The sequence below is a fragment of the Pseudomonas sp. W2-17 genome (assembly GCF_041060445.1).
GTDB lineage: Bacteria > Pseudomonadota > Gammaproteobacteria > Pseudomonadales > Pseudomonadaceae > Aquipseudomonas.
Genome location: NZ_JAUFNS010000040.1, coordinates 1 through 15,929 on the forward strand (window position 1 = coordinate 1; position 15,929 = coordinate 15,929).

The window sequence follows — 15,929 nt, forward strand, 5'->3', positions numbered from 1 at the left end:
GTTACTGGCCTGAGGAGGGCTTTTTTTCTCTTTGCATAAATAAAGAATACCCCGAGTTGATCGGGGCATTTTTTGATTAGCTGCTGGTTATTTCGTTTTCACACGGTCTGCTGTGGGACCGGCTTTAGCCGGGAAGCTTTTGCTTTGCTCTCGCTTTTGCTTTCGCTCTCGCCTTGCTTTTGATCTTCCACGCAAGAAGTCCAGGCGACACCTATCGCGACTTGGGTGCAGGCTGAACGCAGGTCTCGCGCAGTGGGTCGAGCCGCATGGATGCGGCGAGAGCTGCCCCCCGCCATGGATGGCGGATGGCAGCGGGCCCACGGAGCGAGACCGGAGTGAAGGAACCCCGACGCAGGAGGGGCCCAACCAGGAGCACGCACTTTTGCTTACTTTTGGTGCTTTTCAAAAGTAAGTCGCCGAAGGCGAAATGTCTGCCGTTAGGCAGACGCCCTTGATCTTGATCCTGATCAAACATCGTCTATGCGAATGACTTCGTCCGTCACTTCCTCAAGCTGCCGCACGATCTGATAAATATTCGCCACCGCCAACAGCGTCGTCCTCGGGATGTACTTGCCCGCCTTGACCTTATAAAGCGTCCGCGCCAGCCAGATACTCTGCACCACCGGAATCCCCGCCTTCTTCGCCCGCGCAATCAACGCCAGCGCCTCATCATCCTCACCCTTGCAGTGAATCTGCGGCAGCGGCGTCGTGCCGGGTCGGTAATAGAGCGCCACCGCATAGTGGGTCGGATTCACCACCAACATGTCCGCATCCTCCACCGGCTTCGGCGGCGCGGTCGGCGCCTGGTTCAACAATTCATGGGCCAGTTGCCGACGATGCCCCTTCACATGGGGGTCGCCCTCCGACTGCTTGTACTCCTTCTTGATGTCCTCATGGCTCATCCGCAGCTTCTTCGCATGGAAGTACTTCTGCAGCGCAAAATCCACCGCGCCGATCACCAACAGCAAACCCAGGGTCGCCCGCAAGATGTGCCGGAACACCTGCAGCAGCGCGTGCCAGTAGGTCGTGAGGTCGGTGCTCGACAGCAAAATCAGCGTGCCCAGTGACGGCTTCACCACCACATACAGCGTCGCCGCGATGGCCGTGGCTTTCAGGATGCTGAGAAGTAACGTGGTCAGGCTCTGGGCCGAGAACATCTGCTTGGCGTGGGCAAACGGGTTGAGTTTGTTGAAGTCCAGCTTCAGCGCCTTGGGCGCGAACAGAAACCCGATCTGTATCCAGCTGCCCACCAGCCGCATCAACATCGCGATGCCGACGCTGCTCAGGACGAAGCCGACCAACACACTCGCGCCTTCGCTGGCGACCTGCTCCAGTGTGTGCATGAAGGGCTGGCCAACGCCCTGAAACGACAGCGTCATCAAGTGCAGCAAGCGCGCGACGCTTTCGTCCGCCAGGCCGAAGGTCACTTCGCTGACGACCAGCAGCACCAGCAGTTTGCTCAGGTCCTGGCTCTGCCCGACCTGGCCTTTTTCACGGGCGTCGCGCAGCTGTTTGGGCGTGGCCTTTTCGGTTTTTTCGCTCACGGCACATGCACCAGTTGGCCGAGCAAATGCTTGAGATCGGCGAGTTGCATGATCTGGCCGTTGCCCAGTTCCAGCAGCGTCGGCAGGTAGATGAGCAGGAAGGCGATGCCCGCCATGCTCTTGGCCGGCATGGCCAGAATCGACACGTTCAGTTGCTGCGCGTACAGGCCGATGATGGCCAGCGCGGCCTCGATCAACAGCAGCAAGCCAATGAACGGCGCAGCGTAGAGCATCATGTGCTGGAGGGTCTGGTTGAGTTGTTCGAGAAAAAGGTCCAGCCCGTCGACGGTCATGCCGGGCAGCCAGGCGGTGGGCGGCCAGACCAGGTAACTGTCCCAGATCACTTGGGTGATCAGCGACAACCCGCCGGACAGGATCACCAGCATGATCAACGTTTCCTGAAACAGCTCGCCGAGCGGCGTCGCGTCAGGCCCCAGCGCCGGGTTCAGTTGACCGCCGCTCAAGGCGCCACGCTGGCTGTCGAGCAGCGCGCCCACCGAAGCGAACATCCAGAACGGCGCGTACAGCAACAGGCCGAGGAGGGTGCCGAGCACGGCCTCTTTGAGCAGCAGCGCGCCGATGGAAAACCAGTCGTCGTTCATGCCCGACAGCGCCCGGCTGATGCTCGGCGCCGGCACCATCGACACCACCAGCACCACCGCGTAACGCAGCGGGCCCTTGAGGTATTTAAAGCAGAACGCCGGCACCAGAATCATGCACGGCAGGATGCGCGCGGCCGCCAGGCCCATGCCCAGCATCAGTTCGAACAGGCCCTGGGCGTCGAAGGGCATCTAGTGCGCGCCGCCGGAGCGGGCGATCAGGTCGAAGGCCATGTTGATGAACTGAATCAGTTCGACACCGATCCATCGCCCGGTCATGGCCAGGGTCAGGCCGACGGCGGCGAGCTTGATGCCGAAGGGCAGGGTCTGGTCCTGGATCTGCATCAGCGCCTGCAGCAGTGAGGTGATGACGCCCACCAGCACGGCGACCCCCAACGGCGGTGCCGTGAGAATCACTACCAGAAACATGCCCTGTTTGAACAACGCCAGCGCTTCCATCACCGCCTCACATGTACGAGTAGAAAAGGCTGTCGAGCAGGCGCGTCCAGCCTTGCACCAGCACGAACAGCAGCAGTTTGAGGGGCAGCGAAATGGTCATCGGCGAGACCATCTGCATGCCCAGCGCCAGCAGCAGGTTGGAGACGATCAGGTCGATGACGATGAACGGGATGTAGATCAGAAAGCCGATCTGAAAACCGGCCTGCAACTCGGACAAAACGAAGGCGGGCACGGCCAGCAGCAGGTCGCTTTTGCTGGCCTGATCGGCCATGTCCTTGGGCCACATGCGCTGGGTGTTGTCGAGCAGGTGGGCAACGACTTCCGGGTCAGTGTTGCGGCTCATGAACCGCTGGAGCGGCTCGATGACCGTGTTGGCGCTGGCCTGCAATTTCTCGGTGCTGCCCATTTCCAGCGGGCGGTCGTGAACCCGCTGCTGAATTTCGTGGGCGACGGGGGCCATGACGAACATGGTCGCGGCCAGGGCGATGCCGTACAGCGCCATGTTCGGCGGCACTTGCTGCACGCCGATGGCGTTACGGGTGATCAGCAGGGTCATGGAAATTTTGAGGAAGGCCGTGCAGACAATCAGCAGAAACGGAATCAACGACAGGGCGCCGAGGAACAGCGCCAGCATCACCGGGTTCATCCCGTCCATGATCATGCTTGAGACGCCATGCGTGTGATCTGCAGACCGAGGCGGCCTTCGACGCTGACCAGCTCGCCTTCCGCGACGACGCGCTCGCCGTGGCACAGGGTGGCGAAGCCGGGCGTGACGCCGTTGACGGGCAATACGGTGCCGGCCGCGATGCGGCGCAGGTCGCCGAGGGTTAGTTCGAGGCTGCCGCAGCGCAGGGTCAGGGCCAACGGCAGTTGGTCAAGGGAATCGAGGGGGGTGTGAGTTTCCGCTGATTGAGGCTCGTAAGGTTCGTCCGCGTAGCCATCGGAGGCGGTTTGATCCTGCCACTCGTTTTCGGCGGTTTGATGCTCGGCGTCGTCAAAAGCTTCCCGGCTGAAGCCGGTCCTACCGTTTAGACCGTCCTCGGTCGACTCATCGTCGGCAAGGTCCTCGATCTCGTCTTCGTACAATTCTTCATTGACCATGTCCCAAGTCTTCCTCGTGGCTGAACCGTACATACAGCTGCTCGGCGCGGCTGTCCGTCTGCACTGCCCATTGCCGACCCGCCAGTTGCAGGCGACCGCCGCCTTCTTCGTCGAAATGACACAACGACGGCAGCAGCACGTCCCCCGGTTGCAGCGACTCCAACTGATCGAGGCTCAACGACAGCTCACCCAACACCAGCGGCTGTCGGATGGGCCAGTCTGACGCGACGTTCCGCCGGTGCGGCTGCCAGTGATGGCTGCCGAGCAGTTGCAGCATGACCCGCGCGTCTGCGCAGAGCTGTGCGTGCAACACCTGCGAACCCAACCGCACTTGCAGTCGGCAGGTCATCGGCGCGGTATTCGGGCTTTTGCCTTCGGCGGACAGCGCAGTGATATCGCTGAGTGGCCGCAAGGGGCAAAGCAGTTCCGCCAGATCGGTGCTCATGCGCTGATTCACCAGTTGCCAATACCACGGCTGGTGCTCGCCGCCGAGGGTGACCGGCAGTTCGCCGAGCAGGCTCAGCACCGCTTCGGCATCGGTCAGGGCGAAGGGGCCGAGGGGGCTGTCGAACCACGTCAGCGATGAAGCGTTCCCGGCTAAAGCCGGTCCTGCGAGGGGCGAGCCATCCCGGTTTGCATCATTGGGCATCGATCGCAGGCTCAGCTCGCCGCGCTGACCCTGGGCGGTGTAGCCGCAGCTCACGCCGGCGCCCAGCAGGCGCGAGGCCTCGGCGACATCGGCGCTGACTTCCCGCAGCTGCAGCGGACTGAATGACGGGTTCCCGGCTAAAGCCAGTCCTACAGTATTCGGACGGCTGATGTTCAGTTGGTTCACGTCCAATCCACCCATGTCCACGTTGCTCACATCCGAATTTATGTCCGAGTTCATGTCCAAATTCATGCCTACGCCTCCTCATGCAACGACAGATCAACGTCACAGCCCAGCGCCTGCTCCAGCGCGCTTTCACAGTTGCGTTGATGGGGCTGCAAGCGTTTCAGCACGCCGCGCCGGGCGAAGCCCAGTTCGATGCTCCACTGGTTGTCGCGCTTGTTGGCGTTGACCTGCACCTTGCCCAGGTTGGGCATCAGCAAGGTCAGGCTCAACGGGCCGTCCGGTTGCTGGGGCAGACGTTGGGCGAGTTCGTCGATGAGCTGCGTTGGCACGCCTTCGGTGGGAAACAACGTGCTGAAGCTGCTGCCGGCGAACCCCGATTCGCTCTGCTGCTCCGTCACCGGCGGCACCAACAGTTGTGAGAAAAACATACCGTCAGCACTCAACGACTCAGGCGAGGCAGATTCATCGCACAGCCGGCGCAGGCGGTCGGCATCTGCGCGCCGCACGTTGGCCAGCGGCTGGCGCGTGTCGCCCGGCGCGGCAGGGGATGGCGAGGGTGCGCGCGACGTTTCGGCACGGGGCTGCGGTTGCGGGCGATTCGGGTGTTGCACCGGGCTGTTCATGACGATTCACCTTCTTCGTTGAGGGCCTCGGCCAGGCAGGCGAGTTTTTCCACGGCGCGTTGGGACGCTTTCGCCGCGTCTTTGGCCTCGGCCAGTCGCTGTTGTTGCTCGTCGATGCCCAACTGCTGGCGAGCCATGTCCTGACGGATATAGGCCAGCCGGTCGAGCATGCGGTTTTCCTTCTCGTGCCAGCGTTCGAGGTCGTCCAGCGACATCGACTTGTTGACGTGGGCGCTGCTCAACACCTGCCGGCGTTCGCGCTGGTTATGGCGTTCCTGCGCGTATGAATCGCGAGTCTGTTGCAGATGGTCGTGCAGGTGCTCCAGGGTTTTCTGCGCCTGCCGTTGCGCCCGTTCGGCGCTGGCCTGGCGGTGCTGGCGCAAAGGCGTCAGCACACTGATGACCTGTTCCATGGCGAGGGTTTGCGGGTCGACTTCAAGGTCTTCTTCCACGCCATCACTCCGGCAGTTGCGAGGTGAGTTGCATCAGTGCGGCGAGGGTTTCCTCAAGCGGCACCGGCTCGCGCAGGTCCTGGCGCAGAAATGCATTGATTGGCTCGTTCAGCCGCACCGCGCAGTCGGTGACGGGATCGCTGCCGGGCTGGTATTCGCCCAGGCGCAGGAGCATTTCCACTTGCTTGTAGGCCGCCATCAGACGGCGCAAGCGATTGTTTGCCTGCTGGTGCTCGCGGCCGGTGACGTTGCTGATGATCCGGCTGATGCTGGCCTGCACGTCGATGGCCGGGTAATGCCCGCGCTCGGCCAGTTTGCGCGACAGCACGATGTGGCCGTCGAGCAGCGAACGCACCTCGTCGGCGACCGGGTCGTTCATCGAATCCTGTTCGATCAGCACGGTGTACAGCGCGGTGATCGAGCCTTTCTCGCTCATGCCGGCGCGCTCGACCAGGCGCGGCAGCAGGGTGTAGACCGAAGGCGGCAGGCCGCCGCGCCCGAGGGGTTCGCCGGCGGCAATGCCGATCTCGCGCTGGGCCCGGGCGAAACGGGTCAGGGAATCGAGCAGCAACAACACTTTCAGGCCGCGCTCACGAAAGGCTTCGGCGATGGCCGTGGCGGTGAACGCCGCGCGGGCCCGCTCCATGCTCGATCGATCGGAGGTGGCGCAGACCAGCACCGAGCGCGCGCGTAAGGTGGCGTCCAGTTCGTGGTCGAGAAACTCGCGCAGCTCACGGCCCCGCTCGCCGATCAGGCCGAAGACAATCACGTCGCAGTCCATGTTGCGCGCAAGCTCCGCCATCAGCGTGGTCTTGCCGCAACCGGCGCCGGCGAACAAACCGACGCGCTGGCCTTCGCCGAGCAGAATCGCGCTGTCGATGGCGCGCACGCCGGTGGGCAACGCTCTGCTGATCCGTGGTCGCTGGGTTGGCGGCAGGGCGTCGGCGATCACCGGCAGGGTGACGCGCCGATCACCGGGGCCGGCGAATGCGCCTTCTGAATCCCCCAGCAACGGCCGGCCGAAACCGTCGAGCACGCTGCCCAGTAAACGGTCGTCGACGCCGATGCGGTGAGCCATGCCCAGCGGCCGAATGTGCGCGCCGACCTGAATCCCGTCCGGGGTGCCAAGGGCACTGAGCAGCGTGCAATCCCGGGTAAAACCGACGATTTCCGCGAGCATGGTGCTGCCGTCGGATTTGCTCACTTCGCACAGGTCACCGACCTTGGCTGCGGGGATCTGGCACTCCAGCAAAATGCCGCTGACGGCGCTGACACGGCCGCTGACCTTTACCGCAGAAAAGCCCTTCAGGCGCTGACGGTGAGCGGATTTCCATTGATCTAGCGCCGCGTTCACCAGCTCACCTCGTAGTGGCGATCGCCGTCGAATTGAATGCGGCTGTCATCGATGCGCGTCAGGCGCAGTCCGGCCAGTTCGTCGCCGACGTACAACCGGCGACCGTCCGCCGTGACCAGATGGGCGTGGGGCCCGGACATGATCTGCACAATGGTGAACGGCAGGCCGCTGGTGCCGGCGGCGACGTTGTCGATCAACGCGACCGGCGTGTCATAGCGGTCCTTGAAACGCTGGAGCATGCGCTGATAGACCAACTGCGATTCCGGCTTGAGGTTGCCGCTCAACGCCAGACCTTCAGGGGTTTGCTCCACGCTGACGTCGCTCAGTAAACGCTCGCTGAGCATGGTGTTGAGCTGGCGTTTGACGTCGTCGACGCTGGTCAGCCGGATGCGTTTGCTCGCGGGCTGATCGGTTGTTTTGCCCTTTGTGGTCGAAGGCCTGACGGGCGCTTGTTTAGCGAGCTGCTGCGCCGGTGAACTGATCGCCAGTTGCTCCGAAGCGGGCGCAGCGCTGCGGCTCAGGCTCCAGGCGCTGCCGGCGATGCCGAGCAACACGCCGATGACCACGCCGGTGGTGCGGTTGAAAAAGCGCGAGCGCGACTCGACCTTTTCCAGCGGCGCGCTGGCCGGCGCTTCGGGCTGCGCCGTCTGCTCGGACTTCGCTTGAGGAATCACCGCCGGCAGCGAAGGCCAGGGGTCCTGCGCCGGCGACACGCACAGCCAGACCGAACCCAGCACAAAGGCGGTGTTAGGGCTGAGCAGGGTGCTGGCGTGAAGGTGTCCCTCTTCATCGGCGATAGAACCGTCAGCCGCGTTGAGCAGCCAGCCTTCGCCCTGGCGTTGCAGGCGACAGTGCAGCTGTTCGACGCCGGGATCATGCAGCGCCAGATCCTGATCGGCGTCAGCGCCAATGCCCCATTGCTCACCCACCAGCGGCAGCGCGGCGCCCTGGTGCAGGCCGGTCAATACGCGTAATTCAAACATGTGACGCTCTCCAGGCACTCAAGCGGCGTACTCGTTGTCCAGCGCGTGCGGGTCGTCTTCGTGATCGCTCTCGAAGTCGTCTTCCAGGTCGAAGCGCCCCAGCACTTTCACCTGCGCCGCATTGCTGATTTCGGCAAACGACAGCACCGGCACGTGATAGAACTCCTCCTGCAGCAAGGTCCGCAGCGGGCTGCGCAAATCCTGGGCGACCAGCAACACCGCGCGCTGGGCGGTGCGCAGCGGGAAGGCGATGTGCAGCTGCTGCACCAGCAGCTGGCTGGTTTCGTTATCCAGCGCGAAGAAGGTTTCGGTCTGGGTCTGGCGCAGGCCGTCCCGCAGAATGCCTTCGCTCTCTGGCGTCAGTACCCAGACCAGCAAGCCTTCGGGGCCGCAATACTGGTGGTAGATCTGTGATTTCAGGGCGATGCGCACGTAGTCGGCGAGCACCGTGACTTCGCGCTCGTGCTGGCCGTGTTCGATGAGGGTTTCGGCGATGACCCGGATCGCCCGTAGCGGCACGCACTCCGAGGCCAGGCGTTGCAGCACCGCCGAGAAGCGCGCCAGCGGCAGCACGCGCTGCATTTCCTGGGCAAGCTCCGGCTGCTCCGATTCCAGCCAGCCGAGGATCGCTTTAGTCTCCTGCAGCCCGATGAACTGCGGGCCACACGACTGCAGCGCGCGCTCCATGCGCTCGATGATCAGCGTGGTCGCGTCGATGCGTTCGATGTGGGCTTCCTGCAGTTGTGGCGCGTCGGTCGGCAGCCACAACCATTGGCCTTCCTCACGCTCGAGGCTGCCGTACACCGCTGACTCCAGCGAGGCCGACTCCGGCAGGCTTTCCACTGAACGCGCATCGACCGCCACGTGGGTCTGGCTGAGCGTGGCCCGGAGCAGGGGCACTTCGTAGACCGAAAAACGAAACTCGTCCGGCGGCAACAGCTCGCTGGTTTCGATGATGAACGAGGGCAGGGTCAGGCCGTATTGCACCACCAGCCGATTGCGCCGCTGACGAATTTCGCTGACCAGCGCTTCGATCTGAGCAGGGTTCTGGCTGGGGTGAAACTGCATCACGAACTGACGGCTCGGGGAGAAGGTGCGCAAGTCCTCGCGGCCATTCATTTCCGGCGCGACGGCCACCGCCTGGGCCTGTTCGGCCTTGGGCTTGGCGCGGTGCAGCTGGAGCAGGCCGCCGACGCCGCAGATGATCGAGATGACCACGAACACCGCCGTCGGCATGCCCGGCAACGCGGCGAAGCCGAGCATCGCCACTGCCGCGATGATCCACGCCTTGGGCTGGCTGGTGATCTGCTCGGCGATCTCCCGGCCGATGTTGGCTTCAACGCCGTTTTCGCCACTCGGCACGCGGGTGATGATCATGCCGCAGGTAACCGAAATCAGCAGCGCCGGGATTTGGGCGATCAGGCCGTCGCCGATGGTCAGCACGGTGTAGACCTGCAAGGCGTCGCCGGCGGTCATGTTGTGCTGCACCACGCCAATGGCGATGCCGCCGATCATGTTGATGGCGACGATGATCAGGCTGGCGATGGCGTCGCCGTTGACGAACTTCATGGCGCCGTCCATGGCGCCGAACAGCTGACTTTCCTTGCCCAGTTCGGCGCGGCGTTTGCGCGCTTCGTGGACGCTGATCAGGTTGGCGCGCAGGTCGCTGTCGATGGACATCTGCTTGCCCGGCATCGCGTCGAGGGTGAACCGCGCGCCGACTTCCGCCACTCGCTCCGAGCCCTTAGTGATCACCAGAAAATTGACCACCGTGAGGATCAGGAAGATCACCAGGCCCACCGCCAGGTTGCCGCCGACCACGAACTGGCCGAACGCTTCGACGATGTGCCCGGCGTCCTGATTGAGCAGAATCAGGCGGGTGGTGGAAATCGACAGTGCCAGGCGAAACATCGTCGTCAGCAGCAGCACCGCCGGAAACGTCGAGAACGCCAAGGGGCGCGGCAGGTGCATCGCCAGCATGATCAACAGGCACGAGATGCAGATGTTGATGGCGATCAGCACGTCCACCAGACCGGTGGGCAGCGGCGTGATCATCATGAACACAATGGCGATGACCACGAACGCACCGACGATTTCCGAGCGGCGCATGGCGGCGTGCGCGATCGCATTGAGCAGGTTAATGACACGATCCATCAGGCGAGGCCCCCCTGGAGCTGGTTCTGTTCCTGCCGAGTCAGTTCGGCCATGAGAATGAGCAGGTTGCCCAAGGCGTTCTGGCGGCTTTTCAGGTCGCGCCAGAGCAGAATCGGCAGCTGTTGCAGCATGGGCCGCAGCCCGTTGAGAAACGCCAGTTGATGCTTGAGCTGCGTGCCGCCGATGTGTTGCGTCAGCTGCAAGGTTTCGCCCAGGCTCATGCCCTTGCCCGACAGCGCCAGCAGGTGTTTGAGAAAGGCCGCCGCATCCACTTGCAGCCCCGGATTCTTGTTGCGCATGCGGCCCAGCAGATGCTCGCAACTGCGCAGCAGGGTGGTGACGTGCCGCGCGGTGTTCAGGCCATGCATCAAGGTGCGCAGTTGCGCCGGCGAGGTGGACGGCGTGAGGGATGAAAGATCGTCGGCAAGGGCGCTGCGCATGTCCCGCAGGTTCAGCTCGAATTCGCCAGGCTCTTCCTGTTCGTTGATCAGCGCGTCGATCAGCCCGGTGATGTTCTGCTGCCCGGCCACCGCCACGCTGTACAGATTGCGCAGGGCGCCGCGGCGCTTTTCCGAGGTCGGACGGGAAAACGCCTTGGCGCTGTTGATGCCGGCCCGGGTGCGCTTGCCGTATTGGCGACGCAGTTGCTTGAGCTGCTGGCTCAGCACCACGTGCTCGCCCATTTCACCGTCGGCCTGGGCCTGCTTTCTCGCCGCCTGCAGCATCACATGGGCCTTGGCCGGGTCGCCGTCGGTGTAGCTCAGAATCTGCGCCAGGCTCGACGCGTTCTGGTTTTGCAGCTGCTTGCGCAGGTTGCGCGCGGCGTCGTCGAGGCCTTTGTCCTGGCTGCCCATCAACAGCTGATACAGCTCACCCAGTTTTACCGCCCGGGATTGCAGCGCGTTGCCGCTGGCGAGCAGCTCCCGCTGGCTGAGGCTGCGGCTCTGCTGAACCAGTGCCGAGGCGAACCGCGCGACCTGTTGCGGCGAGGTGCCGTTGACGTTCGGCGGATTGACATGCAGCGGCGCGGGCGCAGGCGCCTGCATTTTTGCCGGCGCGATCGCGGGTGTTTGCAATGCCTGTGGGGCAATGGGGGCGGCGATCTTCATAAGTCGGCTCTGGATAGCTCGGTTCGGGGCCTGGTCATGGGTCCTGAGTGGAGCGCGGCCGCAATGCGGTTCCATCTATTTGTTCGCGGATGGGGGAGCAGGCCGATCTGTGCCAAATCTCGTCGGAGAAACAGTGTGTTCGCGCAAAGATTTGCACAGCGTTGTTCTTGTGAGTTTTTTTAGTAGATAAGAATCAACGGCTTACATGATTTACATGGATGGCACGCATATCGCTATAGGGCTATTACACTCAAAACAAGGAAGAGCCCTGATGTTTTCCAACCTTGCGATTCTCGATATGGACTCCCCGGCGCGCCGTCCCGCCCAGGGGATACGTCACCTGACCAGTGATCAGATCAAGATGATTCGCGGCTTCATTCAGAAGCGGGTCATGAACCCGGAAGATGTCGACGACATTCTGCAAAGCACCTTTCTGGAAGCGCTGCGCAGCGAGCACAAGTTTCAACACGCAAGCAAACCCCAGACCTGGCTGTGCGGCATTGCGCTGAACCTGATCCGCAATCACTTTCGCAAGATGTACCGCCAGCCGTATCAGGAAAGCTGGGAAGACCATACCCATTCCGAGCCCGACAGCCATGGCGACATCGGCCATCAGGTCGACGGCCATCGTCAGTTGATGCAGGTGGTCAGGGCCATCGGCACGCTGCCGTCGAACATGCAGCGGGTGATCGAGGTGTCGCTGGAAATGGACGGCAATTATCAGGAAACCGCGTCGTCCCTCGGCGTGCCGATCGGCACCGTGCGCTCACGCCTGTCCCGGGCCCGAGAGCAACTCAAGCGGCAGATGGACCCGTTTGCCTGAGTGCCCAGCGGGACTGGCTGAACGCGAATTCTGTGGGACCGGCTTTAGCCGGGAAGGCGTTGGGCGTCACGCTGCAGGATGGATGGTGTTCACGCAGGCCTCTTCCCGGCTGAAGCCGGTCCCACTAAAAAGCATCGCGTGCATCCACTCTGACTGACGGAACGCGAACTGTGTGGGACCGGCTTCAGCCGGGAAGGCGTCGGGCGTGACGCCGCAGGATGGATGGTGTTCACGCAGGCCTCTTCCCGGCTGAAGCCGGTCCCACTAAAAGCAGCCGCCCGCTCGGTGTCCGAGTAACAAGCTGAAACATTTATCGGAACCGAAGCGGCGCAGCAGCCACACAGTTGCCATCCTTTCCGCCCGGATGACGACTCATGCGTATCTTAAGCACTCCTCCCAACGCCGCTGCTTCGCAATCTGCCGGTGCCGATGCCGCCCAGGGATTGCCGCTGACTGACGCCAAGCCGGCGCTGTCACTGAAGGGGGGCGTCGATCCGACTATTCGCTTCGGCGCGTCGACCCAGCCATCGCCGGCGAACGGTGCATTTGCCGGCAATAGCCCTGGCAGTATGGGCGATGCGGGCAAGGCGCAAAGCATCGAACAGCAGCTGCTTTCATTGCTGACCCAGCTCACGCAGCTGTTCAAGGGGCAGGCGCCATCGTCGCCCGAATCCGCCACGTCATCCCCCGACGCCGCCGCGCAAAACGCCCCCGCTTCCGGTGCCGTTCCCAGTCCGCAACCTGCCGCTCCAGTCACGGCCGCTGCACCCGCAGCGCCGGTTGAGGCTGCAAAACCCGCCGAAACGGCTCAATCCGAAGCACCCAAAACCACCGAAGCCGCGTTTCTCGATGACTCGAAATACTCGTCGCCCAAGGAGCTTGAGCGTTGGGCGCCGATGGTTGCCAACCTGCCGGCGGATCAACGCGAGCAGGCGGCCAAAGAGCTGAATCGACCCATCGCCGCCGCACGCATGGCCGCTGAAAAAGGCCCGGACGCGGCCAAGGCCATGGACTTCATCAACGCCAACCCGTCGCTGAAAACCGCCGTGGACACTGGCAAGCACGGCGGCAAAGCGGACGGCAAGATCACCGACGGCGACCTCAAGGCCTTCGCCAAGAACATGCAAAAAGCCGCCGACAGCGCGGACAAGGACATTGCCAACTACCAGAAAGACCATCCGGACGCCGACCCTCAATCCCTGGAAATGGTCCGCAGCGCCGCGTTGATGCGCGCCAACGAACCGCTGACCAAGGCCGCCGATCCCAAGCATGCCTTGGGCGCCGACGGCAAAACCAAGGTCGATGGCCTGACCAGCGCCGACGGACTCAACGCGATTCAGAACGACAACCCGGGCCTGGCCGGGCCGTTGAAACAGGCGGCGAAAACCTGGTCGCAACCCGGCTTTCTCACCCAGATCGACCAGGGCGGCCTGAGCGGTCGTTCGCTCGCGGCCCACAGTCCGGACAAGCTGTTCAGCGCCAAAAACATCAGCGACTGGATCAGCAAGCAGGCGCCCACCAATGGCGGCGAATTTGCCAGTGTGCTCAGCGATGCCGCGACCCTTAACTCAGTCGCCAACGTCGATATTTCCAAGCTGGGCAAGGACGTGTTCGACAACCCGTCCGCCTACAGCGGCGAGCAGAAAGCCGCGGTCATGATCAAGCTGCAACAGACCCAGCAGAGCGTCGTGGCCGGCCAGGACCTGCGCAAGACCGGCAAGACCGAAGAGGCGTTGAGCGAGAAGATCGGCCAGCTCCAGGCCGATCCTGAGGTGCAAGCCTTCCTCGACAAACAGATACCGCAGCAGTCCCGCGCGCTGGTCGCCAGCACGCCGTCGTTGCAGAAAGCCGTCACCGAGCAGATGCAGAAGGTCAACAGCGGCGAGGCCCTGCAAGCGGACCTGAACACTGCCGACAAGGCCACCAAAAAGGACAAGCCCAACGCCGATTACAGCAGCGCTTTGGGCGGACTGTCGGCGCAATTGCAGATGCAGAAAGACCTGCTCGGTGACAACGCGAAGGTACCGACCGCGCAGCAGGTACTCGGTCAGCGGCCTGATCTGCAGGGCAAGATTCAGGATTCGTACGTGCGCAACTTCAGTGAAGGTGGCGCCGTCAGGCAGTTGCTCGATCAGAAGAAAGCCGACGGTGAAGAGGCGCTGCAGAGCGCCGACGCGCAGAAGGCTGCGTATGACAGCGTGCTGCCCGACACCTTCGTGCAGAGCCAGCAATCGCGCTATGTGGATTCGACCTTCCACCATCTGGAAGACACCAAGAGCGGTCGCAAGGTGCTGGAAAACGCCCAGGGCGACAAAGACCACGCGCCGTCGATGGCTGCGCAAGTCGCTTCAAGCATGGGTCCTTCGGCGCTGCGCTCGGTGGCGGGCTTTGCTTCGGTCTCGGACATGCTCGCCCGCGGCGACAAAACCGATGCCGCCAGGACCATTTACGACAGCACCAAATCCGGCCTCTCCGCGGCCAAGCACGGTTATGACGCCGTGGCCAAATCCGCCGGGCGCGCAGGGCTGGGCGAGGTGGCGGCGAAGGTTGGCGGACGCGTTGCCGGCATGGTCGTGGGGGAGGCGGCTGGGCTGGCTGCCGGCGCTGCCATTGGTGCATCCATTCCGGTGATCGGCTGGATTGCCGACGCCGCCATGAGCCTGGGTTTTGGCATCTCCGCCATCATCGAGGCCGTCAAGAAACACAAGGCCCAGAAGGCCTTCGATCACAACGTCGACCCGGTCCTCGATCAGTTCGGCATCCCCAAAGCCCATTGATGTTTCCTGACCCGAAAGAGGTAAGTGATCATGAGTATCGGTATTTCCCAGGTTCGGCCGTTGAGCGATCCCGCCGCCCACCCGGATTTCTCCTCCCTGAGCGGCAAGCCCGGCCAGAGCAATTCCCTGGGCGGTGGCGGCGGCGCCGGTCAGGCCCTCGACGCGAGCTCGATTCTGTTTGCCCATGCCGGGCAGTCCCAGGTCAACTTCGGTTCCCCTCAAAATCAGGACCCGACGACCAACGCCGCTAATCCCCTCACAGGCGGCGCGGACCAGAACGGCATCGCCCAGCAACTCATGGCGTTGATCATCCAGTTGATGCAGATGCTGATGCAGAACAACCCCAATCAGACCGGCAATTCCGCTGCGCAGAATAATGCAGTGACCGGCGGCGGGGGAGGTGGTGGCGGCGCGACCGAGGGTGCAGGCGGTGGCGGTGGCGGTGGCGATGGTGCTGGCGCGGCGGAAGGTGCCGGCGGTGGCGCCGAAGGTGCTGGCGCTGCCCAGGCGGCTGCAGCGCCTGCGGCCAATGCTGGTGCGGTGTCGAACGATACGTCTCTCAGCGGCTCAGGCGATTTGCATTTGCCACAACAGCTCGAACCCTATCGCAACGACATCATGGACGCGTCCAAGGCCACCGGCGTACCGCCGAGCATTCTGGCCGGACAGATCTGGGCCGAGTCGCGCGGTCAGTTGGGCCAAGACACCACCAACGTCAACGGCAAGACCGATGCGGGCGTGATGCAGGTCAACGCCGACACGTTTGCGGCCCTCAAGCGAGACAACCCCAACGAGCTCGGCAACGCTGACGTGAACAATGCCCACGACAACATCATGGCCGGCGCGCTGTACATGCGCGACCAGAAAGCGACCTTCGGTGACTGGAACTCGGCGCTACGCGCCTATAACTCGGGCCCGGACAAGGTCAACAAGGACAACCCCGCGGATGCCGGCGGCGTGGGCGATCCGAAGTACGTCGAGAACGTCATGAACTTCGCAAAAATCATCGAAAGCGGTCAGGGGCAATTGCCGGCCTGATCTTTGGTGTGAGTCTATGGGGGCGGCGCTAGCAGGCGTCGTGCTCCTCTCAAAGCATGAATCAATCCACCCCAGTGG

15 protein-coding genes are annotated in these 15,929 nt (G+C 63.1%); 3 read left to right on the plus strand and 12 right to left on the minus strand.

All coding sequences use genetic code 11. The features are described from left to right. Window positions 1-467: 467 nt before the first annotated feature. The 12 genes from sctU to sctW are packed head-to-tail and all read right to left on the minus strand — an operon-like array spanning window position 468 to window position 11,213. Window positions 468-1,544, minus strand: a complete 1,077-nt coding sequence (sctU, locus tag QWI20_RS26700) for a type III secretion system export apparatus subunit SctU (RefSeq protein WP_369307963.1) — start codon at window positions 1,542-1,544, stop codon at window positions 468-470. After that, entirely contained in the window at window positions 1,541-2,335 is a 795-nt protein-coding gene (sctT, locus tag QWI20_RS26705) for a type III secretion system export apparatus subunit SctT (RefSeq protein WP_369307964.1), read from the minus strand. Before sctT ends, sctU begins: the two co-directional genes overlap by 4 nt. Beyond that, window positions 2,336-2,602, minus strand: coding sequence for a type III secretion system export apparatus subunit SctS (gene sctS, locus QWI20_RS26710; protein WP_093458684.1), 267 nt, complete (start codon window positions 2,600-2,602; stop codon window positions 2,336-2,338). 7 nt (window positions 2,603-2,609) lie between these two features. Continuing rightward, entirely contained in the window at window positions 2,610-3,263 is a 654-nt protein-coding gene (gene sctR / locus QWI20_RS26715) for a type III secretion system export apparatus subunit SctR (RefSeq protein WP_065989234.1), read from the minus strand. Further along, window positions 3,260-3,703, minus strand: coding sequence for a FliM/FliN family flagellar motor switch protein (locus QWI20_RS26720; RefSeq protein ID WP_369307965.1), 444 nt, complete (start codon window positions 3,701-3,703; stop codon window positions 3,260-3,262). The genes sctR and QWI20_RS26720 overlap by 4 nt, the downstream gene beginning before the upstream one ends. Beyond that, window positions 3,693-4,604: a type III secretion system protein gene (locus tag QWI20_RS26725; RefSeq protein WP_369307966.1), complete on the minus strand. Its 912-nt coding sequence runs from the start codon at window positions 4,602-4,604 to the stop codon at window positions 3,693-3,695. The genes QWI20_RS26720 and QWI20_RS26725 overlap by 11 nt, the downstream gene beginning before the upstream one ends. A 2-nt stretch (window positions 4,605-4,606) precedes the next feature. Then, complete coding sequence (locus tag QWI20_RS26730) at window positions 4,607-5,161, minus strand: type III secretion system HrpP C-terminal domain-containing protein (protein ID WP_369307967.1); 555 nt, start codon at window positions 5,159-5,161, stop codon at window positions 4,607-4,609. Continuing rightward, a complete protein-coding gene (locus QWI20_RS26735) occupies window positions 5,158-5,613 on the minus strand; it encodes a type III secretion protein (RefSeq protein WP_369307968.1) in 456 nt (151 codons plus the stop codon). The genes QWI20_RS26730 and QWI20_RS26735 overlap by 4 nt, the downstream gene beginning before the upstream one ends. 4 nt (window positions 5,614-5,617) lie before the next feature. After that, window positions 5,618-6,967: a FliI/YscN family ATPase gene (locus QWI20_RS26740; RefSeq protein WP_369307969.1), complete on the minus strand. Its 1,350-nt coding sequence runs from the start codon at window positions 6,965-6,967 to the stop codon at window positions 5,618-5,620. After that, entirely contained in the window at window positions 6,964-7,950 is a 987-nt protein-coding gene (gene sctD / locus QWI20_RS26745; protein WP_369307970.1) for a type III secretion system inner membrane ring subunit SctD, read from the minus strand. The genes QWI20_RS26740 and sctD overlap by 4 nt, the downstream gene beginning before the upstream one ends. Before the next feature lie 18 nt (window positions 7,951-7,968). Continuing rightward, window positions 7,969-10,104: a type III secretion system export apparatus subunit SctV gene (gene sctV / locus QWI20_RS26750; RefSeq protein ID WP_369307971.1), complete on the minus strand. Its 2,136-nt coding sequence runs from the start codon at window positions 10,102-10,104 to the stop codon at window positions 7,969-7,971. Further along, window positions 10,104-11,213, minus strand: coding sequence for a type III secretion system gatekeeper subunit SctW (gene sctW / locus QWI20_RS26755; protein ID WP_369307972.1), 1,110 nt, complete (start codon window positions 11,211-11,213; stop codon window positions 10,104-10,106). The genes sctV and sctW overlap by 1 nt, the downstream gene beginning before the upstream one ends. Window positions 11,214-11,484: 271 nt before the next feature. Between sctW and QWI20_RS26760 the strand changes: the two genes are divergently transcribed. From QWI20_RS26760 to QWI20_RS26770, 3 genes are all read left to right on the plus strand, one after another. Then, entirely contained in the window at window positions 11,485-12,036 is a 552-nt protein-coding gene (locus QWI20_RS26760; RefSeq protein WP_282371966.1) for an RNA polymerase sigma factor, read from the plus strand. Between the two features lie 374 nt (window positions 12,037-12,410). After that, window positions 12,411-14,813: a type III effector HrpK domain-containing protein gene (locus QWI20_RS26765; protein ID WP_369307973.1), complete on the plus strand. Its 2,403-nt coding sequence runs from the start codon at window positions 12,411-12,413 to the stop codon at window positions 14,811-14,813. Between the two features lie 171 nt (window positions 14,814-14,984). Continuing rightward, window positions 14,985-15,851, plus strand: coding sequence for a transglycosylase SLT domain-containing protein (locus tag QWI20_RS26770; RefSeq protein ID WP_369307990.1), 867 nt, complete (start codon window positions 14,985-14,987; stop codon window positions 15,849-15,851). Window positions 15,852-15,929 lie beyond the last annotated feature (78 nt).